The organism is Ideonella dechloratans (assembly GCF_021049305.1).
Lineage (GTDB): Bacteria > Pseudomonadota > Gammaproteobacteria > Burkholderiales > Burkholderiaceae_C > Ideonella > Ideonella dechloratans.
Genome location: NZ_CP088081.1, coordinates 3022426 through 3038981, shown reverse-complemented (window position 1 = coordinate 3038981; position 16556 = coordinate 3022426). Strand labels below are relative to the sequence as shown.

At 65.9% G+C, this 16556-nt stretch carries 19 protein-coding genes and 1 tRNA gene; 6 read left to right on the top strand and 14 right to left on the bottom strand.

The genetic code is table 11. The annotated features are described in order from the left end of the window. Positions 1-2 precede the first annotated feature (2 nt). From LRM40_RS14100 to LRM40_RS14065, 8 genes are all read right to left on the bottom strand, one after another. Positions 3-566, bottom strand: coding sequence for a BREX protein BrxB domain-containing protein (locus LRM40_RS14100; protein ID WP_151122045.1), 564 nt, complete (start codon positions 564-566; stop codon positions 3-5). Beyond that, a complete protein-coding gene (locus LRM40_RS14095) occupies positions 556-1353 on the bottom strand; it encodes a hypothetical protein (RefSeq protein ID WP_231067558.1) in 798 nt (265 codons plus the stop codon). The genes LRM40_RS14100 and LRM40_RS14095 overlap by 11 nt, the downstream gene beginning before the upstream one ends. Continuing rightward, positions 1350-2249, bottom strand: coding sequence for a helix-turn-helix transcriptional regulator (locus LRM40_RS14090; protein ID WP_151122044.1), 900 nt, complete (start codon positions 2247-2249; stop codon positions 1350-1352). The genes LRM40_RS14095 and LRM40_RS14090 overlap by 4 nt, the downstream gene beginning before the upstream one ends. A gap of 223 nt (positions 2250-2472) precedes the next feature. Further along, the gene (locus LRM40_RS14085; RefSeq protein ID WP_151122043.1) at positions 2473-3594 is read right to left on the bottom strand and encodes a site-specific integrase; all 1122 of its coding nucleotides are present in this window, start codon (positions 3592-3594) and stop codon (positions 2473-2475) included. Next, on the bottom strand, positions 3579-4454 hold the full coding sequence (gene trfA, locus LRM40_RS14080) for a plasmid replication initiator TrfA (protein ID WP_231067557.1): 876 nt from the start codon (positions 4452-4454) through the stop codon (positions 3579-3581). Before trfA ends, LRM40_RS14085 begins: the two co-directional genes overlap by 16 nt. A gap of 57 nt (positions 4455-4511) precedes the next feature. Continuing rightward, positions 4512-4874: a helix-turn-helix transcriptional regulator gene (locus tag LRM40_RS14075; protein ID WP_170288758.1), complete on the bottom strand. Its 363-nt coding sequence runs from the start codon at positions 4872-4874 to the stop codon at positions 4512-4514. 514 nt (positions 4875-5388) lie between these two features. Beyond that, positions 5389-5465, bottom strand: a tRNA-Pro gene (locus LRM40_RS14070). Between the two features lie 93 nt (positions 5466-5558). Next, the gene (locus LRM40_RS14065) at positions 5559-6500 is read right to left on the bottom strand and encodes a polyprenyl synthetase family protein (RefSeq protein WP_151122041.1); all 942 of its coding nucleotides are present in this window, start codon (positions 6498-6500) and stop codon (positions 5559-5561) included. A gap of 279 nt (positions 6501-6779) precedes the next feature. Between LRM40_RS14065 and rplU the strand changes: the two genes are divergently transcribed. From rplU to proB, 4 genes are all read left to right on the top strand, one after another. Then, positions 6780-7091, top strand: coding sequence for a 50S ribosomal protein L21 (gene rplU, locus LRM40_RS14060; RefSeq protein WP_022980501.1), 312 nt, complete (start codon positions 6780-6782; stop codon positions 7089-7091). A gap of 27 nt (positions 7092-7118) precedes the next feature. Further along, entirely contained in the window at positions 7119-7379 is a 261-nt protein-coding gene (gene rpmA, locus LRM40_RS14055; protein ID WP_151122040.1) for a 50S ribosomal protein L27, read from the top strand. A 143-nt stretch (positions 7380-7522) separates the two neighbouring features. Continuing rightward, positions 7523-8599, top strand: coding sequence for an Obg family GTPase CgtA (cgtA, locus tag LRM40_RS14050; RefSeq protein WP_151122039.1), 1077 nt, complete (start codon positions 7523-7525; stop codon positions 8597-8599). Then, positions 8592-9710, top strand: a complete 1119-nt coding sequence (gene proB / locus LRM40_RS14045; RefSeq protein WP_151122038.1) for a glutamate 5-kinase — start codon at positions 8592-8594, stop codon at positions 9708-9710. The genes cgtA and proB overlap by 8 nt, the downstream gene beginning before the upstream one ends. Here the strand turns inward: proB and LRM40_RS14040 are convergent. Beyond that, positions 9636-10325, bottom strand: coding sequence for an RNA pyrophosphohydrolase (locus LRM40_RS14040; RefSeq protein WP_151122037.1), 690 nt, complete (start codon positions 10323-10325; stop codon positions 9636-9638). The genes proB and LRM40_RS14040 overlap by 75 nt on opposite strands. Positions 10326-10428: 103 nt before the next feature. On the opposite strand from LRM40_RS14040, the gene LRM40_RS14035 reads away from it, so the two are divergent. Continuing rightward, entirely contained in the window at positions 10429-12174 is a 1746-nt protein-coding gene (locus LRM40_RS14035; protein ID WP_151122036.1) for a proline--tRNA ligase, read from the top strand. Continuing rightward, positions 12171-12812, top strand: coding sequence for a lytic transglycosylase domain-containing protein (locus LRM40_RS14030; RefSeq protein ID WP_151122035.1), 642 nt, complete (start codon positions 12171-12173; stop codon positions 12810-12812). The genes LRM40_RS14035 and LRM40_RS14030 overlap by 4 nt, the downstream gene beginning before the upstream one ends. 10 nt (positions 12813-12822) lie before the next feature. Here the strand turns inward: LRM40_RS14030 and LRM40_RS14025 are convergent, their stop codons facing one another. From LRM40_RS14025 to prfA, 5 genes are all read right to left on the bottom strand, one after another. After that, positions 12823-13404, bottom strand: coding sequence for a UbiX family flavin prenyltransferase (locus tag LRM40_RS14025; RefSeq protein WP_151122034.1), 582 nt, complete (start codon positions 13402-13404; stop codon positions 12823-12825). Positions 13405-13416: 12 nt separating this feature from the next. Further along, the gene (gene grxD / locus LRM40_RS14020) at positions 13417-13728 is read right to left on the bottom strand and encodes a Grx4 family monothiol glutaredoxin (protein WP_151122033.1); all 312 of its coding nucleotides are present in this window, start codon (positions 13726-13728) and stop codon (positions 13417-13419) included. Positions 13729-13878: 150 nt separating this feature from the next. Beyond that, positions 13879-14436 (bottom strand): hypothetical protein, encoded by a 558-nt coding sequence (locus LRM40_RS14015; RefSeq protein ID WP_151122032.1) that lies wholly within the window; start codon positions 14434-14436, stop codon positions 13879-13881. A gap of 128 nt (positions 14437-14564) precedes the next feature. Then, positions 14565-15419: a peptide chain release factor N(5)-glutamine methyltransferase gene (prmC, locus tag LRM40_RS14010; protein ID WP_151122031.1), complete on the bottom strand. Its 855-nt coding sequence runs from the start codon at positions 15417-15419 to the stop codon at positions 14565-14567. Then, positions 15416-16498 (bottom strand): peptide chain release factor 1, encoded by a 1083-nt coding sequence (gene prfA, locus LRM40_RS14005; protein ID WP_151122030.1) that lies wholly within the window; start codon positions 16496-16498, stop codon positions 15416-15418. The genes prmC and prfA overlap by 4 nt, the downstream gene beginning before the upstream one ends. Positions 16499-16556: the final 58 nt, after the last annotated feature.

The window sequence follows — 16556 nt, the reverse complement described above, 5'->3', positions numbered from 1 at the left end:
CGTCATTCCTGGGCGAGCAGCGGCACGGCGAGGTAGTTCCAGCCGTCGCGTGCATCCAGCAGGCGGTAGGTGTGGTTCTCCGGGTGGTGTTCGCCCGGGAAGAAGACGAGCAGCCGGCCCTGCACGCTTTCCTTGATGCCCTCGACAACCGAAGACACCCGAGCGAGGCCGAACAGCGCTCCTACGCCTAGCAAGGCAACGACCGTATCGGGGCCGGCCTCTGCGGCAATCCTGGCCTTCAGCTTCGCCGTCAGGTCTGCGACGAACTCCGTGAGCTCTCCGGTCTGGTAGCCGGCCAGGTCTTCGGGTGACTCGAAGTACGCGTCGCGGTACTCCTGGGCTGCCATCCACAGCGGGAAGGCATTGGTCACGTCCAACAGCAGCCACTGCTTGCCTGCCTGCTGGGTGGCGAGTTCGAACTCGCCGACGTTGGCACGCAGGCGAAGCTCGTCGGCCTTGTCATAGACCGCAAAGATGACGCGCTGGATAGCGGCAAGCCCGGCCTGCCACGGCACCGACAGGTGCTGCCGATAGGCAGCAGCCAGCTTGGTGACCCTAGACGACATGTGAGACCTCCTGACGAATGCGCTCTTCCTCGGGCGAGAGATACCCAGGGAAACGAACCTCTTTGACGCCGCCCGCATTCATGAACACGAGAAGGCCCCGGTGCGAAGCGGAGTTTGTAAGCGCCTCTAGCTCATCAGGTGAGCCACCCAGCAAATTCGTCCATTCGGATGAGAAGAGGCGTTGCCCGGTACGCCCCCCGAGATACCCGAGGAAGAGCAGCAGGGTCACGGATTCGGGGTGCGCGAGCGGCTGCGAGCGGGTCTTGTTGCGGTGGCCAGAGAGCAGACCAGCGGCCGTCCAGGTACCCGCGACGTTCTGGGCAAAGGACTTGAGCGATGCGGGGCTGAAGCGGTCTGGGTAGGCCTGCGCCAGGAAGCGCTCGACCGCCTCGCGGGATACGGCAGCGCCGATGGGCTGACCGAGGATGAAGTCCTGCGTGGCGCGCAGGAGCGGGTCGCGCGCCAATGCCGCTGCCAGCGCCAGCATGGGCTGGGCGGCTTCGCTCAGCGGCCAGAGGCGCCGTAGCGCCCGGAAGATGGGGTTGGTCGTGTCCAGGCTGTAGAGCGCGCTCAGGTACCGCAGCGTGAGCTCACGGGCCTTGCGGGTCGGCTTGCCGAGGACGTTCTCGTCCACGATGGCCGTCGCGTAGTCGGCGCGGCTGACCTGGGGTTCGGTGTGGCCCAGCAGCAGGCGCAGCTCGTCCAGCATCATCGTCCGCGCGGCGTGCGGGCCGTTGATGCCGAAGCGGAAGCCAAGTTGAGTCAATAGGGCTTCACGTGTTGTCATTGGGCTTCGGCCTTGCTGCTGGGATAGCCAGGCGCCAGCACAGCGGTCTCGACGCCGTACAAGGCAAGATGGTCCTTCAACCAGAGCCGGAACTCGGGCCCTCGCAAGCTGTGGCCCGGGGAGCAGTCCACACTCCATTTGCGCAGGGCATAGCCAGCCAATGCTGCTCGCAATTTCAGCCGCAACACGCCCTCTGGCATGTCGTAGTCCATGTGCGTGACTTCGGGATGAGGTTGGTCCGGGTGAGGCACCAAGTCCAACTCGACGATGCGTGTCCACTGAACGTCTTGCTCTGGGAGCTCATGGCGCGCTGCCTCGTCGCCCAGCTTTGGAGTGGGCTTGCTGATACGGGTTAGAACAAAGTCTCGGAAAGTCTGCGACTTGCGATCGAACGCACGCACATGCCATCGAAGGCCGGTGTCCAGCAGCGCAAAGGGCACGATTTCACGCGAAGACTCGCCACTGCTCACCGAGTGGTAGTCGATGCTGAGCACCTGCCCCATGTGAATGGCGCGCGTGATGCAGGCTAGGGTATCCAGCCTCGGGTACGAGAGCCTGGAAGGCATGAGGCAGGGCAGAAGCGCCTCTGACGAGGGGGCGGTAGCGTCGCCCAGCTGTTCAGTCAGCCAACCTAGAACCTGGGCCGATGGCACGGCAAACAGTGGCGAGAACCCTGCCCCTAGGAGGTAGCGTTTGCCACGGCTTTCGTAGTCAACGTTCTCTGGTGCCAGCTCTTTGTACAGCGCTAGATCCCGCGAAGCTGCCGCCGACTGGATGCCAAAGCGCTGCATCAAATCAGGCCGTCGAACCTCGCCCAGGAAGCGCAACCGCAGCTCGATGTGCTTGAGCCGGTCCCTTTGGGATTGGGGTAGTTCGGCTGTCGGATCAGCTTGCATGGTGGGAAGGCGACGCCGAGGATGGAAGATCTCTACATTCTATCCTAAAGAAGCTATTTGAGCATCAAAAAGATACTAATATGACGACAAAATGGCCGACGGCTTGAGCTGTTGAACCACGTTCGGAGACGCGCTTTGAAGGCGAGCCTCAACACTCGCGCATCAACAGCCTTGAAATGGGGCAATTGCGCCTGCTATTGCCCCAATGACAGGCGCTGTTACCTCATTCAATGCGATGTGCTGGTGTGCCCGGATAGAGGTTCGGGCGAAACGTCCTGACCGGCAGATCCGCCTCTATGCGTACTGGACGCAAGGCATGTCCGTCGCGCGCCTGATGCGCCATGCCGTAATGGCGACGTGTTTTGGCGCTTTGATGGCCGAGGCCACGGCTGGCAGCATCGCCGCCAGCCGACGCCTTCAGGTCTGCGCTCCACTGGTGCCTGAAACATGTGGCAGTGATGGCGTGATCGTGATTGCGCCAGAGGCTGCGCGCAAGTCGCTGGATTTCAGCGGTGAAGTTGCCTGCTTTGGCAATCTTGACGCGCAGCTTCTTACCTGGCTCTGTACTGAGCCGTTTCACAAGGGTTGCGACCAGTGGATGTGTGTCGTCCTCCGCGTAGGCCACAAAGCGATTCGGTTGGCCCTGGCTTGCTTTGACCTTTGCGCCAATGACATGCAGGCAGAGGATGTCCTTGCGCAGCAGATCGTCGAATTCCACCCACACTTCGACTCCTGTCGCCAGCTCGGAAGGGCGGGCGCCAGTCAGCGCGGAGATCAAGAGCGCGTCGGCGTACTTGCCATGCATGCCGCGTGCGCAAATGTCTTCCCTCCAAGTGGATGGCAGCCCACGCAGCGCCTGGCGCTTGCTTCGGCGCTTGGACCTTGGCTGCGTCATCCCTTGCTGCTGAAGCCGGACCAGGGCCCGCATGGTCATCAACAGCTGGCTGCATGAGGCCATCAATCGTTCGCGGGTCGATGTGTCCCATGCCTGAGGCAGAGCCGATGACATCGCACCGACGCTCCAGAGGCAGTGATACCGAAGAGCGGCCAAGCGCTTGTAGAACGTAGTTGAGCGGCCAGTGTTGCTCACCACTGAAACGAGGTCGTCCTCGCCGGCGCTGGCGCCATGAAGCAGCTGCCTTGCCAGTTTCAGGTACTCCTCTTGCGTGGCTGCGGATTTGCTTGTTGGCTTACCCTTCGACTTGATCGCAGGCAGAGCGTTCAGGCAAGCGCGGACGGCACTCACGAGGCGCTGAACCTCGGGCAGGTGTTCTGCTGCAGCTGCGTCTTCGTCGGACTGCGGTCGGGGTTGATCGGTGGCGCTGGAAATCACAGCCTCGTCCATACGATCTGCTCCTTCCCGTGGGTGCTTTGTTCCAGGCGCGCTCCAGCGATGATTCCCAGTCGCTCCAACTCAGCTGCAGCAGCCAGCACTGGTTGACGGAACTTAGAAATCGGGCTGCTGTATTGCAGCTTGTCTTTCAGCCAGGCAAGACTGTGGCGCTGGGTCGCGTCTGAAGAGGTGGCGACCAGGCGTTGCAGCGCCTTTGCCATGTCCCGCTGGACCTTGATCTGCAATCGCTTCTCCCAATCGATCAGCGCGAACTCACGGTTGCTGAAGAGGCGCACCATGCGACGGTCGATGCGCAGAACGTAGGTGTCCAGTTCCTCATCCAAATCGAAGCCGTCGATCAGGTGCAGGACGCGGTGAATGCCCTTGCTCGGCGTGGCGTCGCCCGGAACTTCGCCCACGGTGTACTTCCGCGTTTTGATCTCCAACATGCCGAGGCTGAGGCGCAAGAACGACTCATGCAGCCATCCGTAATCCGTGCTCCCGATGTGTCGCCCAAGGGACTTCAGAAAGTGCGAGCGAACGACGGGCACTGGCGCACCAACAGGATGACGACGTGCTTCGTGAAGGGCTTGCATCCAGACATCGGAGTCGGGCTCATCGAGCTGCACGCCCCAGTAACGCAGTTGAACATCTGACCGGCTGGTGAGCACCTTTCCCTCGTGGGTGGCTCTGCGGCCTCGGGCCACTGGGGCAAAGAGGCTGGACCTCGCAAGGTGGTTTGGAATCGCGCGATCCAGGTCATGCCACCACGGAAGCTGGACGACTTTTTCCTCGGTCGCACGCGGCGTCGCCGAGGTCGTGGCAGTCCGCTCAAGGACGCGCTGGCGTAACCGGCTGAGAGCCTGATCCAAGCGGTGTTGCTGTGATTGCGGGCTGCATTGGGTGTTGGAGGCATGCGCTGCCATGGTTCAGCGCCCTCCCGCCGAGTTGGCCCAGCGCTGCCGGGCAAGTTGTTCGGCTTTGGTCGGGCGGCCGCGAGGGCGGCGTGACGGGGGCGGCTCGGCGGGGCGTGTGGACTCGATCCATTCAAGGACGTCGCGCTCGTACCAGCACAGGCGCCTTGAGCCCGGCATCTTGAAAGGCCGGGGGATCAAGTTCCGGTCCTTGTACTTTTCGCAGGTCGCGAAGGTCCGAATGGTGGTGCAGCTCTTGCCGATCAGAGCCGAGAGCTGCTCAATGAAGATGATTCGGACGGGGGGAGGGGTGTCAGCGAGAAAAACGTTGACAAGCTGTTGCCCGGACAGTGCCTCCGGCAGGACAGGGGTGGCCATAACGCATCCATGATTGCGGAGAGCGGCAGGGAAGACCTGATGCTCTGGCAGCGATCGTCTTTAGATGCGTGCAATGGCGTCTCAAGAGCCTGGAACTACGGGGGCAGGGTATGACTCATCGACGCCCATTCCAGAATCTCTGCGCGTCCGAAGACGCTTTTCGATCATTCGCAGCCCTGCTGCGTCTCGGCGGACGGCTCACGCCGAGAAGCCATGCTTTGAGGTTTCACGCTATCGCTCTTTCGCGTGAGGGTACCGGCTGACTCATTCCCCATCTTTCGCCGGGTGAGGGTCACTACTCCACATCACCACGTCAGCCACACGACTTGATCGTCAATGGCTATCAGCGTAGAGCAGTTCAAACATGCCGTCAACGACTGAGCGCCTACGCCCTGGCTCGCTGGGCCATTCTTGGGCCATTGGCCCCCAAGATTTACTCTGAGTCGGCATTCATGACGATCCAAAACAAAAAAGCCCAAGTGCTTGATCCACTTGGGCTTTTCCGTTTTTTGTCTGGTCGGGGTGAGAGGATTCGAACCTCCGGCCTCTACGTCCCGAACGTAGCGCTCTACCAGGCTAAGCTACACCCCGAAGAAGTCGATGGCGCTTTCGCGGCCAACGCTCTTGGTGATCTGTCCAACGGTTTCTTGTTCTAACGCCTGTCGAATATCGCAGGTGTTGGTCTCAGAAAGACCGATCAACTGATCGAGCAGGAAATTCTAGCAAGATTTTTTGGGCGTGTGAAGGGGGTAGGCTGGCGACGCTGTCGCGAGCGACCTCGGCCTCTCGCAGGGCGGCCTGTCGGGTGACCTCCAGCGCCCCTGTGCGGTGGACGATGGCCACGATATCGCCCAGTCGCTGCACCTCGCCGTGCTCGATGGCGTGCCGGATCAGTTGGCGCTCGTCGGGCGTGCCGCGCTGCATGGCGGCCAGAAGGGGCAGGGTGGGCTTGCCCTCGCGCAGGTCGTCTCCCACGTTCTTCCCCAAAGTGGAGGTGTCGCCCTGATAGTCGAGCAGGTCGTCGACCAGCTGGAAGGCCGTGCCCAGCGCGCGCCCATAACTGGCGCAGGCTTCCTCCACCTCCGGTGGTGCGGCGGCCAGCACGGCGCCGAGCCTGGCGCTGGCCTCGAACAGCTTGGCGGTTTTGTAGCGGATCACCTGCAGATAACTCTCCAGGGCGACATCGGGCTGGTGCATGTTCATGAGCTGCAGCACCTCGCCCTCCGCAATGACATTCGTGGCTTCGGCCAGCACCTCCAGCACGCGCAGGTCGCCGACGGACACCATCATCTCGAAGGCCCGGGAGTAGAGGAAATCGCCCACCAGCACGCTGGCGGCATTGCCGAACACGGCGTTGGCGGTGGGGCGGCCGCGGCGAAGCATCGATTCATCCACCACGTCGTCATGCAGCAGCGTGGCGGTGTGGATGAACTCCACCGTCGCGGCCAATTCATAGTGATGGTTGCCGTGGTAGCCCAGGGCCTGGGCAAACAGCAGCACCAGCCGGGGGCGGATGCGCTTGCCGCCTGCGCCGACGATGTAGTGGCCAATCTGTTCGATCAGGCCGACTTCCGATTGAAGCCGTCGCTGAATCACCTCGTCCACCCGGCGCATCTCCAGGGCCATCGGATCGGGTTCGGTGGCGCGAGAAGGGGCCGGGGCGAGCGAGGAGGTCATGAAGACACGGAGGCGAGAGGCGAGAGGCGAGAGGGCAAGCACAGCATTATAGGAAAGCAGTCACCCGTTCCCGGTCGTCGGGCGCGGGTGCTGGCGTCCTTTCGCCTGCCGTGCTATGATGCCCAGCTTCGCCTGGGAATGGGCCCGGGCGGGATCGGTGATCCGGTCGCGTGGCGTGGCGCTCAGCTGTGTCGGCGTTCTGGCTCACCTTTGAGCAAAAGGGCTTATATGTACGCGGTCGTAAAAACCGGTGGCAAGCAATACAAGGTTGCAGCCGGCGAAAAGATCAAGGTAGAACAGATTGCTGCGGACGTTGGCCAGGAAATCGTGATCGATCAGGTGCTGGCCGTGGGTAGCGGCGCGGATCTGAAGATCGGGACCCCCCTGGTGAGCGGCGCCACGGTCAAGGCAGTGGTGGTGGCCCATGGCCGTCACGACAAGGTCCGCATCTTCAAGATGCGTCGTCGCAAGCACTACCAGAAGCACGGCGGTCACCGCCAGAACTACACCGAGCTGGAGATCAGCGCGGTCAACGCCTGATCCGGGCATCAGAAGGAGTTCTGAACCATGGCACAGAAAAAAGGCGGCGGTTCCACACGGAACGGCCGTGATTCCCAACCGAAGATGCTGGGCGTGAAGGCGTTCGGTGGTCAGGTGGTTTCGGCCGGCTCGATCATCGTGCGTCAGCGCGGCACCAAGTTCCACGCTGGCAACAACGTCGGCATGGGCCGTGACCACACGCTGTTCGCGCTGGTCGATGGCACCATCTCGTTTGCCGTCAAGGGCGAGCACGACCGCCACACCGTGAGCGTGACGCCGCTGGCCTGAGGCCCGCGCGTCCTGTTTGCCTTCGGGCAGACCGTCAAAGCCCCGGCACGCCGGGGCTTTTTGTCTTCTGGCCGTCGCCGCCCTGGCGGTGGCCGCCCGGCATCGCGGGAGCGGTGCATCCTCTCCGATACCATCGAGGCACCATGAAATTCGTTGACGAAGCCACCATCGACATCGCCGCCGGGAACGGGGGCGCAGGCTGCGTGAGCTTCCGCCGCGAGAAGTTCATCCCCTTTGGTGGCCCCGATGGCGGGGATGGGGGCCGCGGCGGCAGTGTGTATGCCGTGGCCGACCGCAATCTCAACACCCTGATCGACTACCGCTACCAGCGGCGTTACGAGGCGCGCAACGGCGAGGGTGGCCGGGGGGCGGACTGCTTCGGTGCCGCGGCGGATGACATCACCCTGCGCATGCCGGTGGGCACCATCATCACCGACATCGAAACCGGCCGGGTGTTGGCCGAGCTGATCGAGCCCGATGAGCCGGTGCTGCTGGCCAAGGGGGGGGACGGTGGTTTCGGCAATCTGCACTACAAGAGCGCGACCAACCGTGCACCGCGCCAGCACACGCCGGGTTGGCCCGGCGAGCGCTTCAAGGTCAAGCTGGAACTGCGCGTGCTGGCCGATGTGGGCCTGCTGGGCATGCCCAATGCGGGCAAGTCCACGCTGATCGCCGCCATCTCCAACGCGCGGCCCAAGATCGCCGACTATCCCTTCACCACCCTGCATCCCAACCTGGGTGTGGTGCGTGTCGGGCCGGAGAAGAGCTTTGTCGTGGCCGACATCCCGGGTCTGATCGAGGGGGCTTCCGAAGGTGCCGGCCTGGGGCACCTGTTCCTGCGCCATCTGCAGCGCACCCGGCTGCTGCTGCATGTGGTGGACCTGGCGCCCTTCGACGAGGGTGTCGATCCGGTGCAGCAGGCCAAGGCCATCGTCGAGGAACTGCGCAAGTACGACGAAGGCCTGCATGCCAAGCCGCGCTGGCTGGTGCTGAACAAGCTGGACATGGTGCCCGAGGGCGAGCGCGCCGCCCGGGTCAAGGATTTTGTCAAGCGCTACAAGTGGAAGGGGCCGGTCTTCGAGATCTCGGCCCTGGCCCGCGAAGGTCTGCAGCCGCTGCTGCACGCCATCTGGGACCATGTGGCGGCCCAGCAGGAACTCCCTCCGCCGGAACGCGATCCGCGCTTTGACGAGGCGCCCGGCGAGGCCGGCCATGAGTGAGGCCCTGCGCCAGGCCCGGCGCATCGTCGTCAAGGTCGGCTCCAGCCTGGTGACCAACGAGGGGCGGGGTGTGGATGCCGAGGCCATCGGCAACTGGTGCCGTCAGATGGCGACGCTGGCCCACCAGGGGCTGGAGGTGGTCATGGTCTCCAGCGGCGCGATCGCCGAGGGCATGAAACGCCTGGGCTGGACCAGCCGCCCGACCGAGCTGTCCGAGTTGCAGGCCGCCGCGGCGGTGGGGCAGATGGGCCTGGCCCAGATGTACGAGAGCCAGTTGTCGCGGCATGGCATGGGCAGCGCGCAGGTGCTGCTCACCCACGCCGACCTGGCCGATCGCGAGCGTTACCTCAACGCTCGCTCGACCCTGCTGACCCTGCTGGGCCTGAAGGTCATCCCGGTCATCAACGAGAACGACACCGTCGTCAACGACGAGATCAAGTTCGGCGACAACGACACCCTGGGCGCCCTGGTGGCCAACCTGATCGAGGCCGATGCGCTGATCATCCTGACCGACCAGAAGGGCCTGTACTCGGCCGATCCGCGCAAGAACCCCGACGCCCGCTTCATCGACGTGGCCCAGGCCGGTGACCCGGCGCTGGAGGAGATGGCCGGCGGTGCGGGGTCCCGTGTGGGGACTGGCGGCATGATCACCAAGGTGCTGGCCGCCAAGCGTGCTGCGGGCAGCGGCGCCAGCACGGTGATTGCCTGGGGCCGGGAGCCGGATGTGCTGCTGCGCCTGGTGGCCGGAGAGGCCATCGGCACGGCACTGGTGGCCGGCACGGCCAAGATGGCGGCCCGCAAGCAGTGGATCCTGGATCATCTGCAGATCCACGGCGCGGTGCGCATCGATGCCGGGGCAGTGGCCAAGCTGACGCAGGAGGGCGCCAGCCTGCTGCCCATCGGCGTCACCACGGTGGACGGGGACTTCCAGCGCGGCGACGTGATCGCCATCTGCGACGCTGAAGGCCGGGAAGTGGCCCGCGGCCTGGCCAGCTACTCCAGTGCCGAGGCGCGCCTCATCGCACGCAAGCCCTCGTCACAGATTGCGGGTCTGCTGGGTTACACCCACGGCACCGAACTGGTCCACCGGGACAACCTCGTCCTGCGCTGACACCGGCTGGGCGGCCTGGCCGCAGAAGTCACCCTCCAGCGGTGCCGCATCCCGCCGAACGTCACGTCCATCCCGGCCATCCCGGCCATCCCGGCCATGTGGGCGGACGTTGCCACGCAGGAAACGGTTCGGATGGTGGGACACCTTGGGCAGGAAGCGCGCCAGCTCAGTCAGGGCCAGCTGGTAGACATCCCGCTTGAACTCGATCACCACGTCCAGCGGCACCCAATACTCGTTCCACCGCCAGGCGTCGAACTCGGGGTGGTTGGTGGCCCGCAGGTTCATGTCGCTGTCGCGTCCGCACAGGCGCAGCAGGAACCAGATCTGCTTCTGGCCCTTGTAATGACCGCGCGCGTCCTTGCGGATGAAGTTCTCGGGAACGTCGTAGCGCAGCCAATCGCGGGTGCGCGCGACGATCTCGACATGCTCGGGCCGCAGCCCGACTTCCTCGTGCAATTCACGGAACATCGCCTGCTCGGGCGACTCGCCGTACTTGATGCCCCCTTGCGGGAACTGCCAGGAGTGGGTGCGCAAGCGCTTGCCCCAGAACACCTGATTGCGGGAGTTGAGCAGGATGATGCCGACGTTGGGCCGATAGCCTTCCCGGTCGAGCATAATCAAACCCCTGATTTTGAACTGAAATCAATATAGCACCGGCCGTGCCCGCTGCGGAGCTTCTCGCTAACCCGCAGGCCGCGGTCAGGCTGCAGAGCCCTCCATGAAAGCCTCCCAGTTTTTCATCTCCACCCTCAAGGAAGCGCCCGCCGATGCGGAAGTGGTCAGCCACAAGCTGATGATGCGTGCCGGCATGATCAAGCGCCTGGGCGCCGGCATCTACAACTACATGCCCATGGGCCTGCGGGTGATCCGCAAGGTCGAGGCCATCATCCGTGATGAGATGAACCGCGCCGGTGCGGTGGAACTGCTGATGCCGGTGGTGCAGCCGGCCGAGCTGTGGCAGGAAACGGGCCGCTTCGACAAGATGGGCCCGGAGTTGATGCGTGTGAAGGACCGGCACGACCGTGACTTCGTGATCCAGCCGACCTCGGAAGAGGTGGTGACCGACATCGCCCGGCAGGAACTGCGCAGCTACAAGCAGCTGCCCAAGAATTTCTATCACATCCAGACCAAGTTCCGGGACGAGCGCCGGCCCCGCTTCGGCGTGATGCGCGGGCGCGAGTTCACGATGAAGGACGCCTACTCCTTCGATCGCGACGAGGCCGGCGCCACCAAGAGCTACCAGGCCATGTTCGCGGCCTACAAGCGCATCTTCGACCGCTTCGGTCTGGAATACCGTGCGGTGGCGGCGGACACCGGCGCCATCGGCGGTGACCTGTCGCACGAGTTCCAGGTGATCGCCGAGACTGGCGAGGACGCGATCGTCTACTGCCCGACCAGCGATTACGCCGCCAACATCGAGCTGGCCGAGGCCCTGCCGCTGCTGGCCGAACGCGCCGCGCCGGGACAGACCCTGGCCAAGGCGCCCACGCCGGGCAAGAGCACCTGCGCGGATGTGGCTGCGCTGCTGGGCCTGCCATTGGCCCAGACCGTCAAGTCGCTGGTGCTGGCCACCGACGAACTGAACGAGGCTGGTGACATCGTCGCCACCACTGTCTGGCTGCTGCTGGTTCGCGGTGACCACGAGCTCAACGAGGTCAAGGCCGGCAAGGTCGAGGGCCTGAAGAACGGCTTCCGCTTCGCCACCATCGCCGAGATCGAGGAGCACTTTGGCTGCAAGCCGGGCTACCTGGGCCCCATCGGCCTGAAGAAGCCGGTCAAGATCGTCGCCGACCGCACCGTCGCCCGCATGGCCGACTGGGTCTGCGGTGCCAACGAGGTGGATGCCCACCTCACCGGCGTGAACTGGGGCCGCGATCTGCCCGAGCCCGACGTGGTGGCCGATATCCGCAACGTGGTCGAGGGCGATCCCTCGCCCGATGGCCAAGGCGTGCTGGCCATCCAGCGGGGCATCGAGGTGGGCCACGTGTTCTTCCTGGGGACCAAGTACTCCAAGGCGATGAACGCGACCTTCCTGGACGAGACCGGCAAGCCGGCCCTGATGCAGATGGGCTGCTACGGCATCGGCGTCACCCGTATCCTGGGCGCGGCCATCGAGCAGAACCACGACGAGCGCGGCATCATCTGGCCGGCCAGCATCGCGCCGTTCCAGGTGGCGATCTGCCCCATCGGCTATGACCGCTCGGCCGAGGTGAAGGCCGCCGCCGACGCCCTGCACCAGGAACTGCTGGATGCAGGGGTGGACGTCATTCTCGACGACCGGGGCGAGCGCCCCGGCGCCATGTTTGCCGACTGGGAACTGATCGGCGTGCCGCAGCGCGTGGTCATCTCCGACCGCGGCCTGAAGGAAGGGGCCCTGGAAGTGCAAGGCCGCCGCGAGGCCGAAGCCAGCAAGGTGGCGCCGGCCGAAGTGGGCGCGTTCGTGAAGGCGCGCCTGTCGGCATGACCTGCCACCGCGCCGGCCCCGTCGCGGGCCGGCGAGCCTGTCTGATCGGTCTGGGGGCGGGGCTGCTGCTGCCCGCCTGGACCCCGGCCTGGGCGGGTGCCCAGGTCGAGGAGCAGCTGGCTGACGCGGTTCGCACTGCGCTGTCGGCCGCCGTGGCCGACGATGCACCGCCCAAGCCCCGCTTCGACCACATCGAGGATCGCCTGGCCTATCTGCGCTGGTTGGGCGCCATGAGCGAGCGGCTCAAGCGCCAGAAATCCGAGTTGCAAACGCGGGTCGAGTTTCTCGAGACGCTCTGGTACGAGAGCAAGCGTGCCGGGCTGGAGCCGGCGCTGGTGCTGGGCCTGGTGCAGGTCGAGAGCAATTTCCGCAAGTACGCCATCAGCGTGGCCGGTGCCCGGGGCTACATGCAGGTCATGCCCTTCTGGATGCGCCAGATCGGCAATGGCGACGTCTCCCGCCTCTTCCACATGCAGACCAATCTGCGCTTCGGCTGCGTGATCCTGCGCCACTATCTGGACGTGGAACAGGGCAACCTCTTCATGGCGCTGGGGCGCTACAACGGCAGCCGCGGGCGGGCCGAATACCCCAACATGGTGCTGGGCGCGCGCAAGCGCTGGCTGCCGCCGACGGCCTGAGTCTCCGGGCTCAGAGCCCCGTCCAGCGCCGCGGCTGGCCCAGGCCCACGCCGGTCAGCTCGATCACCCGCTCCACAGTGTCGTCCACCAGCTCGGAGATGCTCTGCGGCCGGTGGTAGAAGGCCGGCAGCGGCGGGAAGACGATGGCCCCCATCTCCGTCACCGCGGTCATGTTGCGCAAGTGGGCCAGGTTGAACGGTGTCTCGCGCACCATCAGCACCAGACGCCGTCGCTCCTTGAGCGTCACGTCGGCCGCCCGGGTCAGCAGGTTGTCGCCGAAGCCGTGGGCGATGGACGCCAGCGTCTTCATCGAGCAGGGCGCCACCACCATCGCCGCGGTGGGATGGCTGCCACTGGCGATGCAGGCCCCCACGTCAGCCAGGGCGTGGACCTCGTCGGCCAGCTGCTCCAGCGCGCCGCGGTCCAGGCCCAGCTCGTGGTGCACGTTCAGCACCCCGGCCGAGGTGACGACCAGATGGGTGTGCACCCGCAACTCGCGCAGGCGCTCGAGCAGGCGCACACCATAGACGGCACCTGATGCACCGGTGATGCCCACCACGACCCGCGGAGGGGCCGATGCTGCAGGGGTCAAGGTCGCAGGCCCTCAGGCCGCCAGCATGGGTTGCAGTTCGCCGGCCTGGTACATCTCCATCATGATGTCCGAGCCGCCGACGAATTCGCCGTTCACGTACAGCTGGGGGATGGTGGGCCAGTTGGCGTATTCCTTGATGCCCTGGCGGATCTCCTTGTCTTCCAGCACGTTCACCGTGGTGATATCGGTCGCGCCACAGGCCTTCAGGATCTGGATGGCGCGGCCCGAGAAGCCGCACATCGGGAACTGGGCGGTGCCCTTCATGAACAGGACCACCTTGTGGCCCTTGACGATTTGGTCGATGCGCTGCTGAACGTCGCTCATGGCTGTCTCTGTTTCTGCTGTCCGGACACGGGTCACCGCAACCGAAGGGGCGCGGTGTCGAATGCCGGATTTATACGCCAAGCCGAGGGCTCCGGCGCTGCGGGAGCGCCAAGGCCCCGGAGCGCGCCCTGGAAAAGTCCCGCTCCGGGCTCAGAAGCGGTAGGACAGCTGCACCTGCATCACCGGCGTCAGCTGCATGCGATCGAGCAGATCGCTGCCTTGCAGGCCGGTGGCGGGGCGCAGGCCCTGGGCCAGCAGGCCCAGATCAGCACTCAGGCTCAGGCCACTGCGGGCCCACCAAGCGGTGTAACCCATGCCCAGATAGGGCGTGGGGGCGTGATCCATGACGCTGGTGCCGGGGGTGGCCAGCAGGGACGGGCGGGCCAGCACGGGGGCCTCGCCGCTGGGGGCCGGGGCACTCAGGGCTTGCGAGGGCGTTCCGAACAGCAGGGCGCCGGTGGCGCGCAGGCCGCCGCCATCGCCCACCCGACCCAGGTCGAAGTAGCGGTCACCCGACACGCTGGCGGCGCCCAGGCCCAGGCGTGCCCCCTCCAGGGAAGCGGACCAGCCGATCGGCTGGGTGACGGTGCTGATGCGCAACTGCCATTGGGGCCAATGGTCTTCGGGCTGCAAGCCCTCACCCACCGTCGCGGCACCGCAGGCCGCGGCCCACAGGCCTCCCACCATGAAACCCAGGACTTTGCGCATGATCCAGTGCTCCATCACAGCTGACCGGCTGCCCTCGTTCCGGCGAAGGCATTTGCATCCGGTGACATCGATGCTACGCCAGCTGCATCGTCCTGCGCAGGGAATTGCGGGCGGGAAAACGCCTTGTTTCAGGCCTGGCGTTCCCGGGGTGGGCCGGGCCAGCGTCCGCCGGTGCAGCGGTCCAGGCCGGCCAGATCCTGCCGGGTCTGCACGTCCTCGAAGCCGGCCGCGGTCAGCAGCGTGCGCACGGCCGGGGCCTGGTCCCAGCCATGCTCGAACAGCAGCCAGGCACCCGGGCGCAGGTGGGGGGCGGCATCGCGCACCAGGGTGCGCAGGGCTGCCAGCCCGTCGCCTTCCGGGGTCAACGCCCGCCGCGGCTCATGGCGCAACGCCGGCAGGTGGGGGTCGTCACCGGCGATGTAAGGGGGGTTGCTCACCGCCAGATCGAAGGTTTCGCCTGCCACCGCCTGCCACCAGTCGCTGTGCAGAAAGCGCACCGGCAGTGCCAGGCGCTGGGCATTCGCGCTGGCCACCGCCAGGGCCTCGGCGCTGGCATCCAGCGCCGTGACGTCCGCCGAGGGCCAGCGGTGGCGCAAGGCCAGTGCGATGGCCCCGCTGCCGGTGCCCAGGTCGATCACCCGCGGTCTGCCTGCGTTCATCTGCTGCAGGCATTCCAGGGCCCACTCGACCAGCACCTCGGTGTCCGGCCGGGGCACCAGCACCGCCGGGCTGACCTGCAGCGTGAGGCCATGGAATTCCCGCTCGCCCAACAGATAGGCCACGGGTTCGCCGTCCAGCCGGCGGCGCACCAGGGCATCGAAACGCTGTTGCTCGCGCGCGGGCAGCGGCGCATCGTCGTGGGCGATCAGCCAGCTGCGCTCGCGCTGCAGCAGGTGGCCCAGCAGCAGGTGGGCATCCACCCGGTCCAGCCCGGCCTGCTGGGCCTGGCGCAGGGCCTGGGCGATGGTCAGGTCGGCGCTCATGCGCCGGTCTCCAGCGCGGCCAGCTGCTGCTGGGCGCGGGCGGCCTGCAGGGCCTGGATCAGCTCGCCCAGGTCGCCGTCCATCACCGCGCCGAGCTTGTAGAGCGTCAGGTTGATGCGGTGGTCGGTCACCCGGCCCTGGGGGAAGTTGTAAGTGCGGATGCGGTCGCTGCGGTCGCCCGAGCCCACCAGGGCCTTGCGGGTGGCGGCCTCCTTGGCCTGGCGTTCGCTGCGTTCCTTGTCCTGCAGCCGGGCCTGCAGCACGGCCAGGGCCTTGGCCTTGTTGCGGTGCTGGCTGCGGTCGTCCTGGCATTCGGCCACCAGGCCGGTGGGCAGGTGGGTGACGCGGATCGCGCTGTCGGTCTTGTTGATGTGCTGGCCGCCGGCACCGCTGGCGCGGAAGGTGTCGATGCGCAGCTCGGCGGGGTTCAGCGTGACCTCGGCGGCCTCGTCGGGCTCGGGCATGACGGCCACCGTGCAGGCGCTGGTGTGGATGCGCCCCTGGGCCTCGGTGGCCGGCACGCGCTGGACCCGGTGGCCGCCGGATTCGAACTTCATCCGTTCGTAGACCCGCGTGCCCTCCACGCGGACGACGATTTCCTTGTAGCCGCCCAGGTCGGAGGCGCTCTCGCTCATCACCTCGCAACGCCAGCCCTGGCGTTCGGCAAAGCGCAGGTACATGCGGGCCAGGTCGGCCGCGAACAGGGCAGACTCCTCGCCGCCGGTGCCGGCGCGGATCTCCAGGAAGGCGTTGCGGGCGTCGTCGGGGTCGCGCGGCAGCAGGGCGGTCTGCAGCTGGGTGTCCAGCGTTGCCAGCTCGGCCTGGGCGGTGGCCACCTCGTCGCGGGCCATCTCGGCCATCTCCGGGTCGTCCAGCATCTCGCGCGCCGTGGCCAGGTCGGATTCACGCTGGGCGAAGCGCCGGTACAGCCCCACCACCTCGGCCGCTTCGGCCTGTTCACGGGCGAGCTGGCGGTAGCGGGCCATGTCGGCCGTGACCTGCGGGTCGGCCAGCAGGCTGTCGAGTTCGGACAGGCGCAGGGCCAGACGCTGGAGCTGCTGGCGCAGGGATTCGTTCATGGGCGGGGGCTCCGGGGCGGAGCCTGGGGAGACGAGGGCGGACGGCGGCGTGCGGCAC

Bases quoted from the DNA above. Each gene is read 5' to 3' on its own strand.
- LRM40_RS14100 (WP_151122045.1), bottom strand. From the start codon at position 566: ATGTCGTCTAGGGTCACCAAGCTGGCTGCTGCCTATCGGCAGCACCTG.
- LRM40_RS14095 (WP_231067558.1), bottom strand. From the start codon at position 1,353: ATGACAACACGTGAAGCCCTATTGACTCAACTTGGCTTCCGCTTCGGC.
- LRM40_RS14090 (WP_151122044.1), bottom strand. From the start codon at position 2,249: ATGCAAGCTGATCCGACAGCCGAACTACCCCAATCCCAAAGGGACCGG.
- LRM40_RS14085 (WP_151122043.1), bottom strand. From the start codon at position 3,594: ATGGACGAGGCTGTGATTTCCAGCGCCACCGATCAACCCCGACCGCAG.
- LRM40_RS14075 (WP_170288758.1), bottom strand. From the start codon at position 4,874: ATGGCCACCCCTGTCCTGCCGGAGGCACTGTCCGGGCAACAGCTTGTC.
- LRM40_RS14065 (WP_151122041.1), bottom strand. From the start codon at position 6,500: ATGGCCCTGGAGATGCGCCGGGTGGACGAGGTGATTCAGCGACGGCTT.
- rplU (WP_022980501.1), top strand. From the start codon at position 6,780: ATGTACGCGGTCGTAAAAACCGGTGGCAAGCAATACAAGGTTGCAGCC.
- rpmA (WP_151122040.1), top strand. From the start codon at position 7,119: ATGGCACAGAAAAAAGGCGGCGGTTCCACACGGAACGGCCGTGATTCC.
- cgtA (WP_151122039.1), top strand. From the start codon at position 7,523: ATGAAATTCGTTGACGAAGCCACCATCGACATCGCCGCCGGGAACGGG.
- proB (WP_151122038.1), top strand. From the start codon at position 8,592: ATGAGTGAGGCCCTGCGCCAGGCCCGGCGCATCGTCGTCAAGGTCGGC.
- LRM40_RS14040 (WP_151122037.1), bottom strand. From the start codon at position 10,325: ATGCTCGACCGGGAAGGCTATCGGCCCAACGTCGGCATCATCCTGCTC.
- LRM40_RS14035 (WP_151122036.1), top strand. From the start codon at position 10,429: ATGAAAGCCTCCCAGTTTTTCATCTCCACCCTCAAGGAAGCGCCCGCC.
- LRM40_RS14030 (WP_151122035.1), top strand. From the start codon at position 12,171: ATGACCTGCCACCGCGCCGGCCCCGTCGCGGGCCGGCGAGCCTGTCTG.
- grxD (WP_151122033.1), bottom strand. From the start codon at position 13,728: ATGAGCGACGTTCAGCAGCGCATCGACCAAATCGTCAAGGGCCACAAG.
- LRM40_RS14015 (WP_151122032.1), bottom strand. From the start codon at position 14,436: ATGCGCAAAGTCCTGGGTTTCATGGTGGGAGGCCTGTGGGCCGCGGCC.
- prmC (WP_151122031.1), bottom strand. From the start codon at position 15,419: ATGAGCGCCGACCTGACCATCGCCCAGGCCCTGCGCCAGGCCCAGCAG.
- prfA (WP_151122030.1), bottom strand. From the start codon at position 16,498: ATGAACGAATCCCTGCGCCAGCAGCTCCAGCGTCTGGCCCTGCGCCTG.